Source organism: Chryseobacterium tongliaonense (genome assembly GCF_041224435.1).
Taxonomy (GTDB): Bacteria; Bacteroidota; Bacteroidia; order Flavobacteriales; family Weeksellaceae; genus Chryseobacterium; species Chryseobacterium tongliaoense.
Genome location: NZ_JBGFFD010000001.1, coordinates 197,995 through 215,723 on the forward strand (window position 1 = coordinate 197,995; position 17,729 = coordinate 215,723).

Genomic DNA, 17,729 nt, shown 5'->3' on the forward strand with positions numbered 1-17,729 from the left:
AGTAAATTAATTTTACAATTATTAAATTAAAATTACTATTTGTAAACTTTTTTATTTTTAAAACAATCCAAACTCATGAAAACAAAACTCTTTTCTATGGCAGTCCTAATGAGCTGCTTTCTAAGTGCTCAGACTAAAAAAGTTCTTTTTATCGGTATCGACGGATGCCGGGCTGATGTAATGATGTCTGCCAATACTCCTAACATCCATTCTTTGGCGAATCAATCCATTTATTCTTTAGATGGCCTTTGTGCTGCTCCTACCTGGAGTGGAAACGGCTGGAGCACCATGCTCACCGGAGTATGGCATACCAAGCACAATGTTCAGGATAACAATTTTACCAACCCGAATTATGTCAACTATCCTGATTTCCTGACCAGAGCAGAGACTTACAATCCTAATTTAAAGACCATTTCTTTAGCACACTGGGCACCCGTTAATGATAAGATCGTTCAAAATGCGGATGTACAAACCAATTTAAGCACAGATTTAGCGGTAAAAAACGCAGCAGTTAATGCTTTACAAAACGATAACCCGGATATTCTGTTTATTGATTTTGATGATGTGGATCATGCCGGACATTCATATGGCTTCTCATCAAGTGTTTCGCAATATGTTTCTTCAATACAGACCACGGATGCTTATATCGGAGAGATTGTAAATGCCATGAAAAACAGGGCAACCTATCAAAATGAAGACTGGCTGGTGGTTTTAACAACAGATCACGGAGCAGTAGATAACGGCCATGGAGGAGGAAATCTTTCGGAAAGAAATATCTTCACGATTTATTCAAACCCGAATTTTACTCCGCAACAGATCAGCAAAACAATAATTGACGCCAATAAAACCTATAATCAGCTTAATCTTCCTGCAGGAACTTATGCAAAGCCTGCCAATCAATCACCATTTAATTTTGGAGCAAACCAGGATTTTACGATTGAATTTTGGGTAAAGCCTAATGCAAACTACTCCAGTGATCCGGTAATGATTAGTAATAAAAACTGGAACAGTGGCAAGAATAAAGGTTTCGTCATTTCAGGATATTCCGGGCAGACTTTTAAAATGAATATTGGTGACGGAACCAACAGGATTGATCTTGTAGGAGGAAAAGTTGAGACAAATAAATGGAAACATATTGCGGTAAGCTTTGACAGAGACGGTCTTGTAACGATGTATGAAGACGGCGTTCCGGTAACTTTTGCGAAAATGAATACAATCGGGAATATCGATTCCGGGCTTCCGCTTACGATCAATCAGGACGGAACCAATGTTTACGGACAAAACCTGGCAGCTTCTTATAAAGACATCAGAATCTGGAAGTCGGCGATCCCCAATGCTGTTTTAGTAAACTGGGCAAATCAGGACATCACTGCTTCTCATCCTTATTATTCACAATTACTGGCCAACTGGAAATGTAATGAAACTTCTGGAAATACCCTGACAGATTCAAGTCCGAACAGCAATAATTCTACGATTACAGGAAACCCGACAAGATCTCTGAATACTGCCACAAATTTTAAAATCTATAATTATCTGTCAACCACAAGAGAAACGGATCATTTACCAACTGTATTAAACTGGTTATGCATTCCTGTTCAGCCTTCGTGGGGAATAGATGGAGTCAACAGAATTCCTGAATGCTCACTGGGGAACTTAGCATCCAGAAATATTGAAGCTCCGGCCAATGATTTTACGGTTTATCCTAACCCGGCCCAAGAGAATATCAACATAAAATTCAAATCAGAAGATAAAGAATCAAATGCTGAGATCATTGATTCAAGAGGAAATGTTATCGATTTTAAAAAATTGAGATCTTCAAAAGGGTATTATGACGAAAAACTCAATATTGAAAATCTTCCTGCCGGCACCTATTTTATAAAAGTGACCGGTAATAAAAAATCTCTTTCAAAAACCTTCATTAAAAAATAAAATTTTATGATTTAATGATTAACACATACTAGATTTAAATTTTGATATTAGAACAAAGACCTGCCGATCTGCGTTCTAATATCTTTTTTTTCTGAAAACCCCGAATTGTTTAAGATATTCTGCATCCTGTTTATAGTATCTTTTTTATTTATTAACTAAAGTAAATTTAATAAATAAAAAAGATTTTACAATAAGCTAAAACACTGATTTTCTGTTAGTGATATTCCCCTTCGGTAATTACGGAGTCTTCGTCATACAAAACACTCAATTTAAAAATTAGAAATTTCTACGCTAAAAACCGCCTTTTTTTCAACGTTACTTTGGATTGTTCAAACGAAGCTTCAAAACGGACAAAAAACAACGGCCAATTCCGAAAAGCCGATAAGAGAGTAGGAAAAAACCGCAAAAAACTAATCAATCATGAAAAACCCAACAGACGTTTCTCCTTTTGTAGAAGCAGAAGAAATCATCGCAGAATTACAGAAACAGGCTAATAGTATATTTTCATCAATCCTGAAAACCCCGCTTTCCCAACTTACTATTACTGATAAAGGAAATTTTCCTTATTACTGGCAGAATCCGACCAATTTAGCCTTTAATAATAAAACGTACAACTGGATCGCTTCTAACCTGAAAGCCAATACCACTCCGGTACAGTTAGACCAGGTTTTCACTAACTTTTATACTCAGGTTTTATCTAAAGTGGTATATTCTTTATCCACAAGCGATACTGCGGCACTGAACACAGCTCAACAGAATGCCGTGAATCAGCAGGTGGCCTTACTTAATTCCTGGAAACAGGCGTACGGAAGCCTTCCTCCTGCAACTCCTACCATGCAGCCTATTGATGTCATCATGAATACGATTGCAACACAGTGGGCGTCTCCAAAAACCACGCTTAGTGAAATCCAGGTAAGCAAAAATTTAAATAAGCTTTTAAATAATACGCCTGCAAGCGGAAAAGTTATTCTTCCCGTACTGGCCAATTACCTGAATGCATTAGGAGCTTCCGTAACGTTACAGAATAATGTAACAATGAATAACGGTTATGTAAGCACAGCCTTAGGGAACGTTCAGTCTCCTTCAGCAGACAACGGAGGATTAACGTTAGATAACAACACTACGGTTCCGGCCTTCCAGATGACCACCCAGATCAGTGATATTCTCAATGGCTTGAAAAATACCTCACAAGCCGTAAATCTTGCCATGGAAGTCAGCCGCGAAACAAGCGACAGATTTACAGTATCCGTAAGCGGAAGCACTGGTTTTTCTATTCCTATACTGGACTTCTTAACGGTAGGGGTAAGTGGAAATGCAAAATATTTCTCAGACAGTCTTGCAACATCAGAAAATAAAATAAGCGTATCCATGTCATTCACCGGAGCTACTTTAGTCAACTTCGGACCTTCAAATTACAATACAGCAACCGGACTGAACTGGGCATGGTTTGCTCCGATTCAGGAAGCCATTAAAAACGGAAGCAAAGATGTGACAGGATTTAAATTCTCTCCAAATCCAAACATCGATTTTTCTCAAAACGGTCCTTTCGGAGTGTTAAACGGAGTAGCTATCTCAAATTATCCGACGATCGTTATTAAAGTAACAAGCAGCAATTACCAAAGCATTCAGAAAACCTTCGAACAGTCTTCTTCTGTGAAAGTGTCTTTCTTAGGAATTCCTTTGGCAAGCGCATCAGAGTCTACTTATTCTTCATCCACTTCTGTAGACAGCTCGTCTTCTACAATTACGATTACCTTAAATCCTCCACAGGATCTTATTGCCGGAAACAGCGTAGATTCTTTAGGGTGGGTTCTTGGAGCAGTTTTAGATTATCCGGGAAACTAATTCAGGAAATTAAATCTAAATAATAAACATTTAAATTTCAGGCTGTCTTTTTATTAAGGCAGCTTTTTTATTTATGAATTTATGAAGGCAAAGGGAATAATTCAGGATTAAATATAACACAAAAGGGGAATTTTATTTTTTAGGGATTTATTATAAATTCGTCTCAACAACAGGCCTTATTAAAAACTAAACAACTGATAAATAAATATAACCATGGAAAATATTCAAGGACAAAACGACGTATTTCACGTCGGCATTACAATGGCAGGCGCTATTTCTGCCGGATGCTATACAGCCGGAGTGATGGATTATCTTTTTGAAATCCTGGAATTATGGGAAGAGGCAAAATCCGGAAAGCTTCCTGAGGGATGGGATCAGGATATGCTCAATTATATCCCGAAGCACAAGGTGATCATTGATGCTATGGGTGGCGCTTCGGCAGGGGGAATGACGACAATGATGTCTGCAATTTATGCTCTGAAAGGAAAAATAAACCCGGTAAACAACCCTTCAGATCCTTCCTCCAAAAAAGGAAATATGCTTTATGACAGTTGGGTTTTGATGGGTGAGACTGAGGATAACCCGGAGAAAATATTTGAAAAGGCATTATCCGCAGACGATTTGAATAATGGGAAGATCATTTCTCTGCTCAATTCAGATTTTATTGACAAAATCTGTGATAATGCATTTGCAGATGATGTTGAAGAAAAAAAATTGCCTCCATATGTATCTTCAGAACTGGAAGTTTTATTATCTCAAACCATGTTGAGAAGCGTGCCTTTACCTATAGACTTTTCAACACCATTCGGGAGATTAAAAAAGGATGCCGATCTTCCACAATACAATACATTTGAGCATTTTGTTATTTCTCATTTTAAACTGGATTATGACAAAAACAATCCGCTTCACAAAGATTTTTATTTGCCTCTGGCTCCTTTCAGCGATGAAAAAAATATTGTAGACCGTTTAAAGCTTACCACAAAAGCAACGGGAGCTTTTCCTATTGGTCTTCGCTTTAGAGAGTTTTTTAAGAATGAATTCACGGTTGATTATATTAAAAATAATTCCAGAAAATTACTTTACAATAAGATAAAACCGGAAAATATCCCTACTGATCTTCCTATTGAATTCAAAAATGTTTCTGATCCGTTCAATTTTATCGGGGTAGACGGAGGGGCCATCAACAATGAGCCTATCGGAGAGGTATTAAATATTCTGAAAGAACGTTACGGAGAAAAGCAAAACGCTGATGATCCTGATAAATATGCCCTGATCATGATCGATCCTTTTCCCGATCACATCTACAGTAATGACTACACTCAGCCTGATGATATATTTTCTGTTATTCCATCAATCCTGGGAACGTTACAGGATCAGGCAAGAATAAAAAGAAAAGAGATGCTTGATTTTCATACGAGAAAATATTTTACAGGAGAGATTTTCCCGACCAGATATAACAAACATAATAAAAAAGAAGAGCATCCGATTGCCTGCTCATCCGTTTATGCTTTCGGTGGATTCTTAGACATCAGTTTCAGGCATCACGATTTTTTTCTGGGTAGAGACAATGCCCGGAATTTCTTTAAAATTTATTTTTCAATTGAATATGACCCTGAGAATAATAACGTCCATCCTATCCATAAAAAATGGACCCCGGAAATGATCAATCTCTTTAAGATTGAAAAAAAGAGAATAGGAAAAGTTTTTCTACCGGTAATCCCGGACCTCTATTTATTAAAAGAAAAGATGGAAGATCCAAAAGACCCCAACCCTTTTGAAAGAACTTTTAGTAAATGGCCGGCATACAATCCTGAAACCCTGCTTAAACTATCCCCAAAAATTGAAAACAGAGTCATAAAGATGATTGATCTGGTATATGACAAACTGACCAATCAAAAAATAGACTCTCAACATCCAATTACTGAAACAATAATAAAAAAACATTATAAAGAAAATGTATTTAGCCGCATTTCAGGATGGATAGGAAATACCGTATTGATTACCTTCTTTAAAATTAAAAAAGCTTCAATCGCCCGTAAAGCCTCAAAAATGGTTATTGAATATATTCTTAAAGACCTTGAAGATAAAAAACTTTTAAAATAACCGCCATGCCCTATTACAAACCCCTTGATCAGATTAAAATAACCGAACGTCTGCATATTATTGAAAATCTCCAGAAACTAAGACAGCAGATTAAAAATGAACTCCCGGAAAGGACCAACCGGAGCTCTTTATTGCTGGCCACCTGGAACCTGAGAGAATTTTCAAATTCAGAGAACCGTCTGGAAGAATCTTTCTGGTATATCGCTGAAATCATTTCGTCATTTGACTTGATCGCTGTTCAGGAGATCGGAAACAATATGTCTGCACTCACAGACCTGATGAGAATTTTGGGTTATAAATATGAATATATCGTTACCGATACCCCTAATGCAGAAGGAGGAAACGAACGAATCGCCTTTATCTATAATACAGGCAAAGTAAAATTTAAAAACATTGCCGGGGAAGTATACCTGGATTCTAAAGAAAGAGAGAAATTCAATCTGCCTTACGGGTTTGCACGTCCCCCATTTATGGTTGCCTTTCAAGCCAGCTGGTTTAAGTTTAACCTTTGTAGTGTACATGTCTATTATGGTTCTGAAGCAAAAATTGCAACCGGTGAAAAAGATAATATAAGACGAAAAAATGAAATTGCAGCGATCGCTGAAAAACTCGACTTCAGAGCAAAAAAGGAAGATGTAACCTATGTATTATTGGGTGATTTCAATATTGAAAAGGCAGGAGATGAATTTTATACTGCTTTGGTAGGCACAAAGGAAAATCCTACAGGTTTCTATCTTCGTCCTTTTAATGAATCTCTTTATACCAATGCCAAAAATGACAGGGCTTTTGATCAGATTGCTTTCAATATGCAAAATCTACGGCTTGAAGACTTAGACATTCATGAAGAAAGTAAAAGCGTAAAAATGGGTGTACTTAATTATTATGATTCTGTTTTTAACAATGAAGAATATTACAAGCTTATTGCTGAAGAAAAATACAGGGAAAGAGGCAAAGAATTCCCACCGACCTGGAAGCTTGAAAGCTGGCGGACTTTTCAGATGAGTGATCATTTACCGCTCTGGATAGAATTAAAGATTGATTTTACAGACCAATATCTGGAAACTCTTAAAAAGAGGCCGGATAAAGAACAAGATATTAAAACTGAGATTCCTAAAGAATAAACTATAAACAAGATTGGCCTTATTTTATAATCTCCATTCCTGATATTTAGTTCTAAAAAACAAAAAACCCTCCGTAAAAAATTACAGAGGGTTTTAGTACCCCGGGCGGGACTTGAACCCGCACGCCAAAAGAGGCACAGGATTTTAAGTCCTGCGTGTCTACCAGTTCCACCACCAGGGCATGGAGTGGAGCGAAAAACGGGATTCGAACCCGCGACCCCAACCTTGGCAAGGTTGTGCTCTACCAGCTGAGCTATTTTCGCATACTGTGCGGATGAAGGGACTCGAACCCCCACGCCTCTCGGCACCAGATCCTAAGTCTGGCGTGGCTACCAATTACACCACATCCGCGTTGTTTTGTTAAGTTTTATTTTAAAGAGCTTGTTTCGTTTTTGTGAGTGCAAATATAGGACATTTTTCTTTAGTTGCAAGACTTTTCAAAGAAAATTTTAAAAATCTTATATTTTTTTTCCTGACCCCCTTTTATTACATTTCATTTTATTACTTTTACATCGTTAATATTTATGATATGGAATTACAAGGAACGGTAAAGAAACTTTTTGATGCTCAGACATTTGCGAGCGGTTTTCAGAAAAGAGAAATGGTTATTTTAACCCAGGAGCAGTATCCACAGCCGATAAACATAGAGTTTTTGTCTGATAAGATCAGTTTATTAGATAATCTTAAAGAAGGAGAAAATGTAAAGGTAGGAATCAATATCAGAGGAAGAGAATGGACTTCTCCGCAGGGTGAAACCAAATACTTCAACTCTATTACAGGTTGGAGAGTGGAAAAAGTATTCGATAATGGTTCTGAGCCTACTCAGGCTGCACCATCACAATCTGCATCCCCGGTTTCTAACGAAAATCCTTTTGCAGGAGACGAAGATGATGATTTACCTTTTTAATCAGAGATAACAATCAAATATAAATCCTGCTTTATTAAGTGGGATTTTTTTTCCTGTAATGGTTCGATTAGACGAAAATGATATATCATTCCCCGATCCTGAGCTCTATGACGGGCATGAAGGAGTCATTGCTTTTGGAGGAGACCTTTCTGTGGAAAGGATTTGGTTTGGATACCAATTAGGGATCTTTCCGTGGTATAATCCGGGGGAAGAAATTCTCTGGTGGTGCCCCGATCCAAGATTTGTTTTGTTTCCTGAAGAATTAAAAGTCTCAAAATCCATGCGGAAAATATTAAATCGAAATATTTTCACTTTCACCGAAAATCAAAACTTCAGGGAAGTTATCCGCAATTGCCAGCAAATCAACAGAAAAGAACAGACCGGAACATGGCTTTCGAATGAGCTGATGGAAGTTTTTGTACAGCTTCACCAATACGGATTGGCCAAAAGCATTGAAGTCTGGCAGGAAGGAGAACTGGTCGGTGGGTTTTACGGACTTCAAATCGGGAATATTTTCTGTGGTGAAAGCATGTTTGCAAAAGTAAGCAACGCTTCAAAAGCCGGCTTTATTCATTTTGTTGAAAGCAACAAAAACACATTAGATCTCATTGATTGTCAATCTCATACAGAGCACCTTGAAAGTCTGGGCGCCAGGATGATTCCTAAAAAAGAATTTTTAAAACTTTTACATAAAAACAATGAACGCAGATAAAGAAAAATGGATCCTTTTACTTGTACTTAGTATCATTTGGGGTTCTTCTTTTATTTTGATAAAAAAATCTTTGGAGCATTTCAATCCATTTCAGGTAGGAGCTTTACGGGTATTGATTGCGGGAATTATTTTATTTCCCATCGCCATTTCAAAATACAAACTGTTTCCAAAAAAACATTTAAAGTGGCTGATTTTAGCAGCTTTTACGGGAAATTTCATCCCGATGTTTTTATTTCCCATAGCGGAAACGGAGGTCAGCAGCAGTATCGCCGGAATTATAAACTCCATGATGCCTATTTTTGTGATTATTGTCGGAGCATTGATATGGAAGTTTGAAACGACAAAGAAACAGATTATCGGTACCCTAATAAGCTTTACGGGTGTTTGTTTACTGGCTTTCGGAGGTGAAGAAGGCGGAAAGTTTAAACTTATCCCGATTTTATTATTGCTTCTGGCCACATTATGTTATGCCATCAGTACAACGACCGTAAAATCTAAACTTATGGAAGTTTCTTCTATTGTTTTATCAGCCTTTGTTTTTTCTTTTGTTTTATTTCTGCCCTCAATAGTTTCCCTGGCATTGACCGGATTTTTCTCAGAATTTCATTTTTCTAAAGATAATATGCTTGGGCTGATGTTTGTAGGTTTGCTATCGGTTTTCGGGACCGGGCTTGCAATGACGATGAATTACAGGCTGCTGAAAGTATCTACTCCTCTTTTCGCATCAACGGTTACTTTACTAATGCCGATTGTTGCCATTATCTGGGGTATTCTCGATGGTGAAAAACTGACGATCCTACAGTTTGCAGGAGCAAGTATCATCATTGCAGGATTAATCTTCTTAAGATCAAAGCCGGCTGTTATAAAAAAATAAATCCTGCCTTCCGGCAGGATTTTTATTTGAAATATTCTGTTCTTAATTTTTCTTCTTTACTTTAGCCTTAGCTCTTTTCACTTCTTCTTTAATGAAAGGATATTTTTTCTGCATATCCTGAACAAGAGAAGGGTCTAAAGCCAATGCATTCTGAAGCGATTCAATTCCTTTTTCCTGATTTCTTAGATTGAAATAGCAATTGCTCAGCTGATAATACAATTCCGCTCTGTGATGTGATTTCAAAGCTTTATCCAAAATCACAACCGCTTCTTCGTATTCTCCCAAAAGCATCAATACTTCCGAATACGCATACCAGTTGTAAAATCTGGAAGGTTCTGCATCAACCAGTTTTTTGAGACAGGCAAGGCTTTCTTCAAACTTCCCTGAATCGATGAATAAAAACGCTAATCTTTTCTGATAATCAAGATTGTTTTCATTCAGATGAGTGGCCTCTTTTGCAAAGTGCAGGGCTTCGGTCATTCCGCCCATTTCTTCGTACAGGTAAGACTGTTCCATCATTGCAAGATAAAACTGAGGGTCTTCTCTCAACGATTTCTGAAATGAGTTTAAAGCGACAATCGGCTGTTTTAAAGCTTTATAGCACAATCCGATTTTATAGAATGTAAATGCTTTGGTATATTCCAGCTCAAGCATTTCTTCATATACTTCGATCGCTTTTTTATACTGTCCTAATGCCTCATAGCAGGCTGCTTTATTGGCATACACTCCTACAGAACTTGAATTAATCGCCAATAAATAGTCATATCCTTTTATGGCTTCTTCATAATTCTTCCGGTTAAAATAGAACTGCCCATATTCAAACCATGCGGTTTCAGAGTAAGCAAATTCATCTAAATATTCATTAAGAAAGGCAATCGCCTCCTCACTCTTATTCAAATCACTGAAGCAAATCATACAGTTTTCCAGCGAATATTCATCCGTAGGATCTTCTTTCAGTGCTTTTCTGTAATGTTTAAGAGCGTTAAAAGGATCTCCTAAATTTACATATTCATCTGCAATGAAATTGTGAAGGAAGTTTTCTTCTTCTTTCAGTTCTAATGCAATTTTACAAATTTCAATGGATTTTCTAGGATTTCCTAAATTCGAATAATACTTCGCGTAGCAAACCAAAAAGTCGGTGTTCTCCATAGAAGCACCTTTAAGCTCATCGATAAGCTCCTTCGCCGCATTATATTCTTCCCATTCTAAGAGTACCTCAAGTTTTTTGATCTTGATCTCTAAGGAATTGGGATGAAGCTTCAGCCCATAATTTACTGCATTATCAGCATAATTAAAGTCGCCAAGCTCCAGATAATAAACAATAATGTCTTCCAATTCTTCTGTATCAAAGTAGAATTCATCATTATTTTCCATCATTTCTTCGAACTTTTTTACAAGTTCATTTCCAAAATACTCTTCCAATACGTGTAACCTTCGTCGGCCCAATGTCTGAATTTTCTTGCAGACCTCGGCAAACTTCTTAAATTAATATTACTTCTGAAATTTAATATTCAAAATATATGCAAAGTTGCGAATTTTTTTTGACATATATTTTCGTAAATTTCTATCCTAAAGATAGTAAAAAGAACATTCAAATAAAAGAATTGTGGATAAAAAAAGGGGAGTTATTATTAAATTAACACAATTAATCTCTTTCTGTTGGCAATTTCGCGTTCCCAGATTGTTTCGATATCTTTAAGATGAACGGTTTCCGTATCAATTTTCAATTTTCCGTTAACGGCTGCCTGAAACATCTCCGGAATAATCTCAGAAAGAAGCATTTTCACTTCTTCTTTTGTCCAGCTTCCCAATCCCGATCCGGAAATCTGAATATCCGTTCCCCGTAAAATCTGAGAAGATAACTGAATCGTATCGCCGCTCATTGCGCCAACAGAAACCAAGCGAGTTTTGTGAGAAAAAGTTCCGTCCCCTTTTAAAGCTGATAAAATGTTTTCCACCGAATGCCCCCAAACATAATCCAGGACAATATCAATCGGTGTTTCATTGTGGATATCTCTAATTTTTTGTTTAAAACTTTCATCGTCAGCCTGTAAAGAAATTACTTCATCGGCTCCCAATCTGACCAAAGACTGCAAAGCTTCTTCGTTTCTTCCCGTTGCAATAACCTTTTTAGCACCTAATAATTTCGCTACCTGAACCGCAACTTTTCCTGTGATTCCTGTTGCCCCATTAATAAGAACGGTTTCGCCTTCTTTTAAATCATTTTTAAATTTAAGTCCCATTGCAGAACCCATAATTGCATTTGGTAACGCCGCTGCAATCGAAAAATCCAGTTCATCAGGAATAGGAACGATCATATTTTTGTCGGCAACGGCTTTTTCAGCAACGGTTCCTTTTTTACTGAAGAAATAAACCTTAGAACCATTTTCCAAAACTCCTACTCCATCGCTTCCAACAATCGTTGATTGATGCTCTTTATTTTCAGTTGAATAATGTTTTCCGCTTGCTCTTGCTATGTCGAGATGCTTGATCGAAGCTGCTTTTACGAATATTAAAGCTTCATTTTCATTATTAATAATTGGATCAGGAAAATCTGCATATTGAGGAGTTGCTCCTTTTTCAAATACTACTGCTGCTTTCATTTGTTTTATAATTTAATACAAAATTATTTCGAAAGTATTTCAAAGTGCAATAACATTTGTTATCGGTTGGGTTGGAAATTGGAAGGAATATGAAACAAAACTTCCATCTTCAAGCTCCCATCATCCATCCTTTCAAAGCCCCTCTTTTAAAATCTTACTTTTAATTCTGCTCAAATGAACAGTGGTAATTCCTAAATATGAAGCAATATAATGTTGTGAAACTCTTTTGATAATATCCGGTTTGTCTTTACAAAGATTGAGGTAACGTTCCTGTGGACTGTCTTTGATAAAGGAGAAAAAATGTTTCATATAATCAAAAACCCTTTCAAAAACAGAATCCATGAATTCATTTCTGAGTTTCGGATCTTCATAGACCTCTTTTAAAATTTTGTCGACGCTTGTTTTATCAATCTTCCATAAGATACAAGGTTCAACTGTTTCCACCGAAAGCATACTCGGTAATCCCTTCCTGAAACTTTCCAATGAAGAAAACATAGTATTTTCCATGAAAAACTGAAAGGTAATGTCTTTTCCGTCGTTGTTGTACCATGCACGAACAATTCCCTTCTCAATAAAGTAGGCGTTGAATGAAACTTCACCTTCCTTTAAAAGAATTGTTTTGGCCGGAACTTCAATTCGTTTGAAATTCTTTCTGAACTTTCCCCAGGTTCCTTTCGGGAAAGAGAATCTGTTTTGTAGACGTTCGAACATTTTGTGTAAAAAAAAGAACGAGATAAAAGCCCCGTTCCTTATATTTTATTAAATCAAACTTTTAATTTTTGCGATGATATCGTCTCCTAATCGATCTGCTTCTTCTTGCGATTTTGCTTCAGTATAAATTCTGATGATCGGTTCGGTATTCGACTTACGAAGATGAACCCAGTTGTTTTCAAAATCGATTTTTACTCCGTCAACTGTAGAAACCTCTTCATTCTGATATTCTTTTTCCATTTTAGATAAAATATCATCTACGTTGATTTCCGGAGTCAGCTCGATTTTCTTTTTACCCATAAAATAACTTGGATAGCCTGCTCTTAATTCTGAAACGGTTTTATTTTCTTTAGCCAGATGGGTTAAGAATAAAGCGATTCCTACTAAAGAATCTCTTCCGTAATGTAAATCAGGGTAGATAATTCCGCCGTTTCCTTCACCTCCGATCACTGCGTTTTTCTCTTTCATTAAGGTAACCACATTCACCTCTCCCACTGCACTTGCAAAATATTCTGAGTTGTGCGATTGGGCAACGTCTCTCAACGCGCGGCTTGAAGAAAGGTTTGAAATGGCCACTCCGTTTTTATTTTTCAGCAAATAATCTGCAACAGCAACCAATGTATATTCTTCGCCGAACATTTCTCCTTTTTCATCTATTAATGCTAATCGGTCAACATCAGGATCAACCACCACCCCGAAGTCTGCATTTTCTTTTTTTACAAGCTCACAGATATCTCCCAGGTGTTCCTTTAACGGTTCAGGATTGTGTGGAAACTGGCCATTCGGTTCACAATATAATTTTACGGTTTCACAACCCAGTTTATCCAATAGCATTGGAATAGCAATTCCTCCAGTTGAATTCACCGCATCTAAAACTACTTTAAAATTTTTCGCTTTAATTGCTTCGACATCTACCATCGGCAAATCAAGAATCTGCTGGATATGAATATCAAAAGCATCATCTCTTGTTGTGTATTGTCCCAAATCGTCTACCTCAGCATAATTGAAATCTTCACTTTCTGCCAAAGCAAGAACATCAGCTCCGTTTTCACCACTGATGAATTCTCCTTTATCGTTTAATAATTTAAGGGCATTCCATTGTTTTGGGTTGTGAGAAGCAGTAAGGATAATTCCTCCGTCTGCATTCAGTTCGGGAACCATTATCTCAACGGTAGGCGTTGTAGACAGTCCTAAATCAACAACATTGATTCCTAAACCCTGTAAAGTAGCCGTCACTAAAGAAGAAACCATTTCTCCTGAAATTCTGGCGTCTCGTCCTATGACAAGGGTTAAATTCTTTTTATTCTTATTATTCTGAAGCCAGGTTCCGAATGCGGAAGCAAATTTTACCACATCAAGCGGCGTTAAGTTATCATTTACTTTTCCTCCGATCGTTCCCCGGATCCCTGAGATACTTTTTATTAATGACATTCCTATTTTTACTTTTTCTTTGTTTCTTTTAATATTTTTTTTTCATCACTTTCCAGTTTTCTTTGTACTTTTTTACATCTTCAAGTGACGGGAGGTTTTCCGGCTTTACCCCTCTTTCTCCTAACATTTTTCTTACAGCCAGATTATTTTCAACATGTTCATTCGTAATTTGATCATCCCCATTTAAATCTTTTTCAACCACATTATGACTTGTAAGCTCCGTTGCAAAGTCTTTCGCCTTGATTGTCAGCGTGGGAAGAAAATCGGCTAATGGCCTGCTTGGCGGAACCCTCATTTTCTTTTTCATCTCATTCGTGGAAAATCCACCAAATAACGCGTGGTCTCCTTTTGAACGAATTATTGAAAAACTTTTCTCGTCAACTCCTCTTTCATAAATTATGCCAGAAAGAATCTTTTCAGACTTTGACAATTTTTCTCTCGCTGCTACTCTTGCTACATCTAACAGTCTTTTCTCAATAATCTCCTGCTTTCTCGTCTGAACAGCAAAATAGGTTTGAGCAAAGGCAACTTCGTTTTTAGCTGTATCTCCGTTTTGTGCAATTAAATAACAGGCATATCGGGTCAAAGCAATATCGTGAATTTCTCTTTGAGCTCCTTTTGCTAAATCGATCATTTTCCCGATATCGGCAAAATGATCCAAAACGTTTCCACCTGCATTTTCACAAGATTTTTTTGCTTTATCTATAACTTTTAAGAAATTATCCCATTTGGAGTATCCTAAAATTTCCTGCAAATTCCTTGCGCTCCAACATTCAATGTTATCAACAAAATGACGGGCGTTTTCAAATTTTAGAAAGAGCTCCTCTATCAATTCTTTTTTCATATTATTTGTGTTTGGTTAAACAAAAATAAGTAAAAATTGATCTCTGAGAACTTTTAGCTTCTGTGAGAAACATTATTTTTTTATGAACAACCGCAATCTTTATCGCAGTTCGTTCTTTTAGAATCAAATTTTTTAGGGGCAAAGTTCTTTCTTATTACTTTAAATAAGGAATAACAAGCAAATGCTACGATAAGCAGAACTAATATGTACTGAAAAATTAATGATGAGTTCATTATTATTTTAAGATTTGATAAACTAACATCGACACAAAATATGCCAAACCTGTCATCATCACCACCTGAAAGCCGGTCCATTTCCAGCTTTTGGTTTCTCTGTAAACTACTGCAAGCGTGGAAACACACTGCATTGCAAATGCATAAAATAAAAGCACTGAAATACCGGTAGCAAAATTAAATACTTTTTCACCATTCGGTTTTACATCATGTCTCATTTTATCAATCACTTTCATTTCCGGGGCATCGTCATCCAGACTGTATAAAGTAGACATTGTTCCTACGAAAACTTCTCTGGCTACAAAGCTGGTAATAATTCCCACTCCCATTTTCCAGTCGTACCCGAGAGGTGCGATAACGGGCTCAATCGCTTTTCCCATTTTGGCCAGATAAGAGTGATCAAGCTCGACATTGGTGGCTACTACCTCACTTGGTTTTTGTTTCGGGCCGAAATAGCTCAGGAACCAGATAATAATACTTACGATGAAAATAATTTTCCCTGCTCCGGTAATGAAATCCCAGACTTTTCCTAAGACCATTTTAAAATCATACCCGAAAAGCGGTTTTTTATAGGTAGGCAAATCCATCACAAGATAGGTTTTGCCTTTACTTTTTATAAATCTTTTAAGAATCGATGCTGAAAATAAAGCAACTAAAAATCCCAGAAGATACATTCCCATCAGAACCAGCGCTTTATATTTGATTCCCAAGAAGGTTCCGTCGGAAATAATCAGCCCGATAATGATACTGTACACCGGAAGTCTTGCCGAACATGTCATGAAAGGGGTAACTAATATTGTCAGCAACCTTTCTTTTACATTTTCAATATTTCTTGTGGAAATGACAGCCGGAATGGCACAGGCTGTTCCTGAAATCAATGGGACAATGCTTTTCCCATTTAATCCGAAAGGGCGTAAGAACCTGTCCATAAGGAAAATAACTCTCGCCATGTATCCTGAATCTTCCAATAAGTACAGGAAGTATAATAGAATCCCAATCTGTGGTGCAAAGACGATGATTCCTCCCAAGCCGGGAATAATTCCGTTTGAAATCAAAGAATTCACGGGGCCTTCCGGAAGATGTTCTGATGTAAAAGCTGACAGCCATGAAAAAAAATCATCGATCCAGTTCATCGGATATTCTGCAAGGAAAAAAACACTCTGGAAAATGATTAACAGAATAAACATGAAAACCACATATCCCCAGAACTTATGAACGAGAACTTTATCCAGCTTTTCGGTCAGTAATTCTTTGAACTGAGGTTTTTTAGAAATAACATCAGCTAAGATCTTATCTACATTCTGATATCTCCTTACTGTTTCCTGAACCTGTAATCTTTTAGGAACCAGACTTTTGGAATCCGGCTCATTCATCTGCTCAACGACAGATTCAATTCTGCCCAGATCTGAACCTAAAGATAAGCTCATCCAGGCTTTATATTCATTTTTTATCCCTTTATGGGAAGCAAATTTGTGAAGGAAGTCTTTGTGTTCGGTTGGGGTTTCAAAAGAAACTTTATCTGTTTTTACAAATTCATTGTTTAAAACAGCTTCTTTTATTTCGTTTATTCCGATCTGTTCTTTAGCATTGGTCTGAATAATCTTAATATTCAGCGCTTCGGAAAATTTTTGGACATCAATAATAATCCCTCTTCTTTCAGCCTGGTCAATCTGATTGACTACCAAGATCATGGGAATTCCAAGATCCTGAATCTGCTGAAATAACAGAAGTCCTCTTTTTAAGCTTAATGCCTCAAGAATATAGATAACTCCTGCATAATTTTTCTGCTCGTCGATAAGAAATTTGGAAAAAATAGCTTCATCCTCAGAACTCGGATAAATGCTGTATGAACCCGGTAAATCGATTACCTCAACATCTTCATTTTTATAGGTATAGTTTCCTGAATGGCTTGCTACGGTAACTCCTGCATAGTTCCCGGTTTTCTGTTTTTTATTACAAAGTGTATTGAAAACCGTAGACTTTCCTACATTCGGGTTTCCTACCAGAAGTACCTGTTTTTTTTGAGTATCCTGCATTAATTCAATTCTTCAACAATGATATATCTTCCTTCTTCCTCACGAAGAGCAATCCGGCTTTTTTCATCTCCAAACTCCACATACATAGGACCACTGAACGGCGCCTGGTACAAAATCCGGAAAACGGTTTCCGGCAGAAGGCCCATTTCTATGATTTTGTTGGGCATTTTAAGATGATCATTATCATAACCCAATATCTTCCCCATTTTGTTTTTGGGAAAGCCACTTAATTTATGTAATTCATTTACTTCCAAAGCCTGCTTTTTTGTACATGCAAATATACGCTATTTAAATTTAATCTAAATAACCTTTTTTGAAACAATAAACCCAAATGCATGAATACATTTGGGTTTATCAGATAAATATAATTTAGTTGAATG

General features: G+C 36.9%; 13 protein-coding genes, 3 tRNA genes and 1 pseudogene. 7 read left to right on the forward strand and 10 right to left on the reverse strand.

Annotated features, from left to right (window positions below):
- Nucleotides 1-75: 75 nt before the first annotated feature.
- From AB8P06_RS00945 to AB8P06_RS00960, 4 genes are all read left to right on the forward strand, one after another.
- Nucleotides 76-1,929, forward strand: coding sequence for an alkaline phosphatase family protein (locus AB8P06_RS00945; RefSeq protein ID WP_369836658.1), 1,854 nt, complete (start codon nt 76-78; stop codon nt 1,927-1,929).
- Between the two features lie 420 nt (nt 1,930-2,349).
- Nucleotides 2,350-3,774, forward strand: coding sequence for a lamin tail domain-containing protein (locus AB8P06_RS00950; RefSeq protein ID WP_369836660.1), 1,425 nt, complete (start codon nt 2,350-2,352; stop codon nt 3,772-3,774).
- Nucleotides 3,775-3,987: 213 nt separating this feature from the next.
- The gene (locus AB8P06_RS00955; protein WP_369836663.1) at nt 3,988-5,877 is read left to right on the forward strand and encodes a hypothetical protein; all 1,890 of its coding nucleotides are present in this window, start codon (nt 3,988-3,990) and stop codon (nt 5,875-5,877) included.
- 5 nt (nt 5,878-5,882) lie between these two features.
- Nucleotides 5,883-6,998, forward strand: coding sequence for an endonuclease/exonuclease/phosphatase family protein (locus AB8P06_RS00960; RefSeq protein ID WP_369836666.1), 1,116 nt, complete (start codon nt 5,883-5,885; stop codon nt 6,996-6,998).
- A 97-nt stretch (nt 6,999-7,095) separates the two neighbouring features.
- Here the strand turns inward: AB8P06_RS00960 and AB8P06_RS00965 are convergent.
- The 3 genes from AB8P06_RS00965 to AB8P06_RS00975 all read right to left on the reverse strand — a co-directional run bounded on the left by AB8P06_RS00965 (nt 7,096) and on the right by AB8P06_RS00975 (nt 7,349).
- A tRNA-Leu gene (locus tag AB8P06_RS00965) sits at nt 7,096-7,179 on the reverse strand.
- A gap of 6 nt (nt 7,180-7,185) precedes the next feature.
- Nucleotides 7,186-7,261, reverse strand: a tRNA-Gly gene (locus AB8P06_RS00970).
- 6 nt (nt 7,262-7,267) lie between these two features.
- Nucleotides 7,268-7,349: transfer RNA gene (locus AB8P06_RS00975), tRNA-Leu, on the reverse strand.
- A gap of 178 nt (nt 7,350-7,527) precedes the next feature.
- On the opposite strand from AB8P06_RS00975, the gene AB8P06_RS00980 reads away from it, so the two are divergent.
- From AB8P06_RS00980 to AB8P06_RS00990, 3 genes are read left to right on the forward strand one after another with little or no spacing between them, the layout of a single operon-like run.
- A complete protein-coding gene (locus tag AB8P06_RS00980; RefSeq protein WP_007840457.1) occupies nt 7,528-7,905 on the forward strand; it encodes a DUF3127 domain-containing protein in 378 nt (125 codons plus the stop codon).
- 58 nt (nt 7,906-7,963) lie between these two features.
- A complete protein-coding gene (gene aat, locus AB8P06_RS00985; RefSeq protein ID WP_369836669.1) occupies nt 7,964-8,617 on the forward strand; it encodes a leucyl/phenylalanyl-tRNA--protein transferase in 654 nt (217 codons plus the stop codon).
- Entirely contained in the window at nt 8,604-9,491 is an 888-nt protein-coding gene (locus AB8P06_RS00990; RefSeq protein ID WP_369836671.1) for a DMT family transporter, read from the forward strand. Before aat ends, AB8P06_RS00990 begins: the two co-directional genes overlap by 14 nt.
- A 42-nt stretch (nt 9,492-9,533) precedes the next feature.
- On the opposite strand, the gene AB8P06_RS00995 is transcribed toward AB8P06_RS00990, so the two are convergent.
- The 7 genes and pseudogenes from AB8P06_RS00995 to AB8P06_RS01025 form a co-directional block, all read right to left on the reverse strand.
- A complete protein-coding gene (locus AB8P06_RS00995; RefSeq protein ID WP_369838357.1) occupies nt 9,534-10,913 on the reverse strand; it encodes a tetratricopeptide repeat protein in 1,380 nt (459 codons plus the stop codon).
- 209 nt (nt 10,914-11,122) lie between these two features.
- On the reverse strand, nt 11,123-12,094 hold the full coding sequence (locus AB8P06_RS01000) for a quinone oxidoreductase family protein (RefSeq protein ID WP_369836674.1): 972 nt from the start codon (nt 12,092-12,094) through the stop codon (nt 11,123-11,125).
- A gap of 132 nt (nt 12,095-12,226) precedes the next feature.
- Entirely contained in the window at nt 12,227-12,805 is a 579-nt protein-coding gene (locus AB8P06_RS01005; protein ID WP_369836677.1) for a Crp/Fnr family transcriptional regulator, read from the reverse strand.
- 48 nt (nt 12,806-12,853) lie between these two features.
- Nucleotides 12,854-14,236, reverse strand: coding sequence for a phosphoglucosamine mutase (glmM, locus tag AB8P06_RS01010; protein WP_369836679.1), 1,383 nt, complete (start codon nt 14,234-14,236; stop codon nt 12,854-12,856).
- Between the two features lie 8 nt (nt 14,237-14,244).
- Nucleotides 14,245-15,080: pseudogene (gene dinD, locus AB8P06_RS01015) on the reverse strand (DNA damage-inducible protein D).
- A gap of 235 nt (nt 15,081-15,315) precedes the next feature.
- Entirely contained in the window at nt 15,316-17,349 is a 2,034-nt protein-coding gene (gene feoB, locus AB8P06_RS01020; protein ID WP_369836682.1) for a ferrous iron transport protein B, read from the reverse strand.
- A complete protein-coding gene (locus AB8P06_RS01025; protein ID WP_369836684.1) occupies nt 17,349-17,603 on the reverse strand; it encodes a FeoA family protein in 255 nt (84 codons plus the stop codon). Before AB8P06_RS01025 ends, feoB begins: the two co-directional genes overlap by 1 nt.
- Nucleotides 17,604-17,729 lie beyond the last annotated feature (126 nt).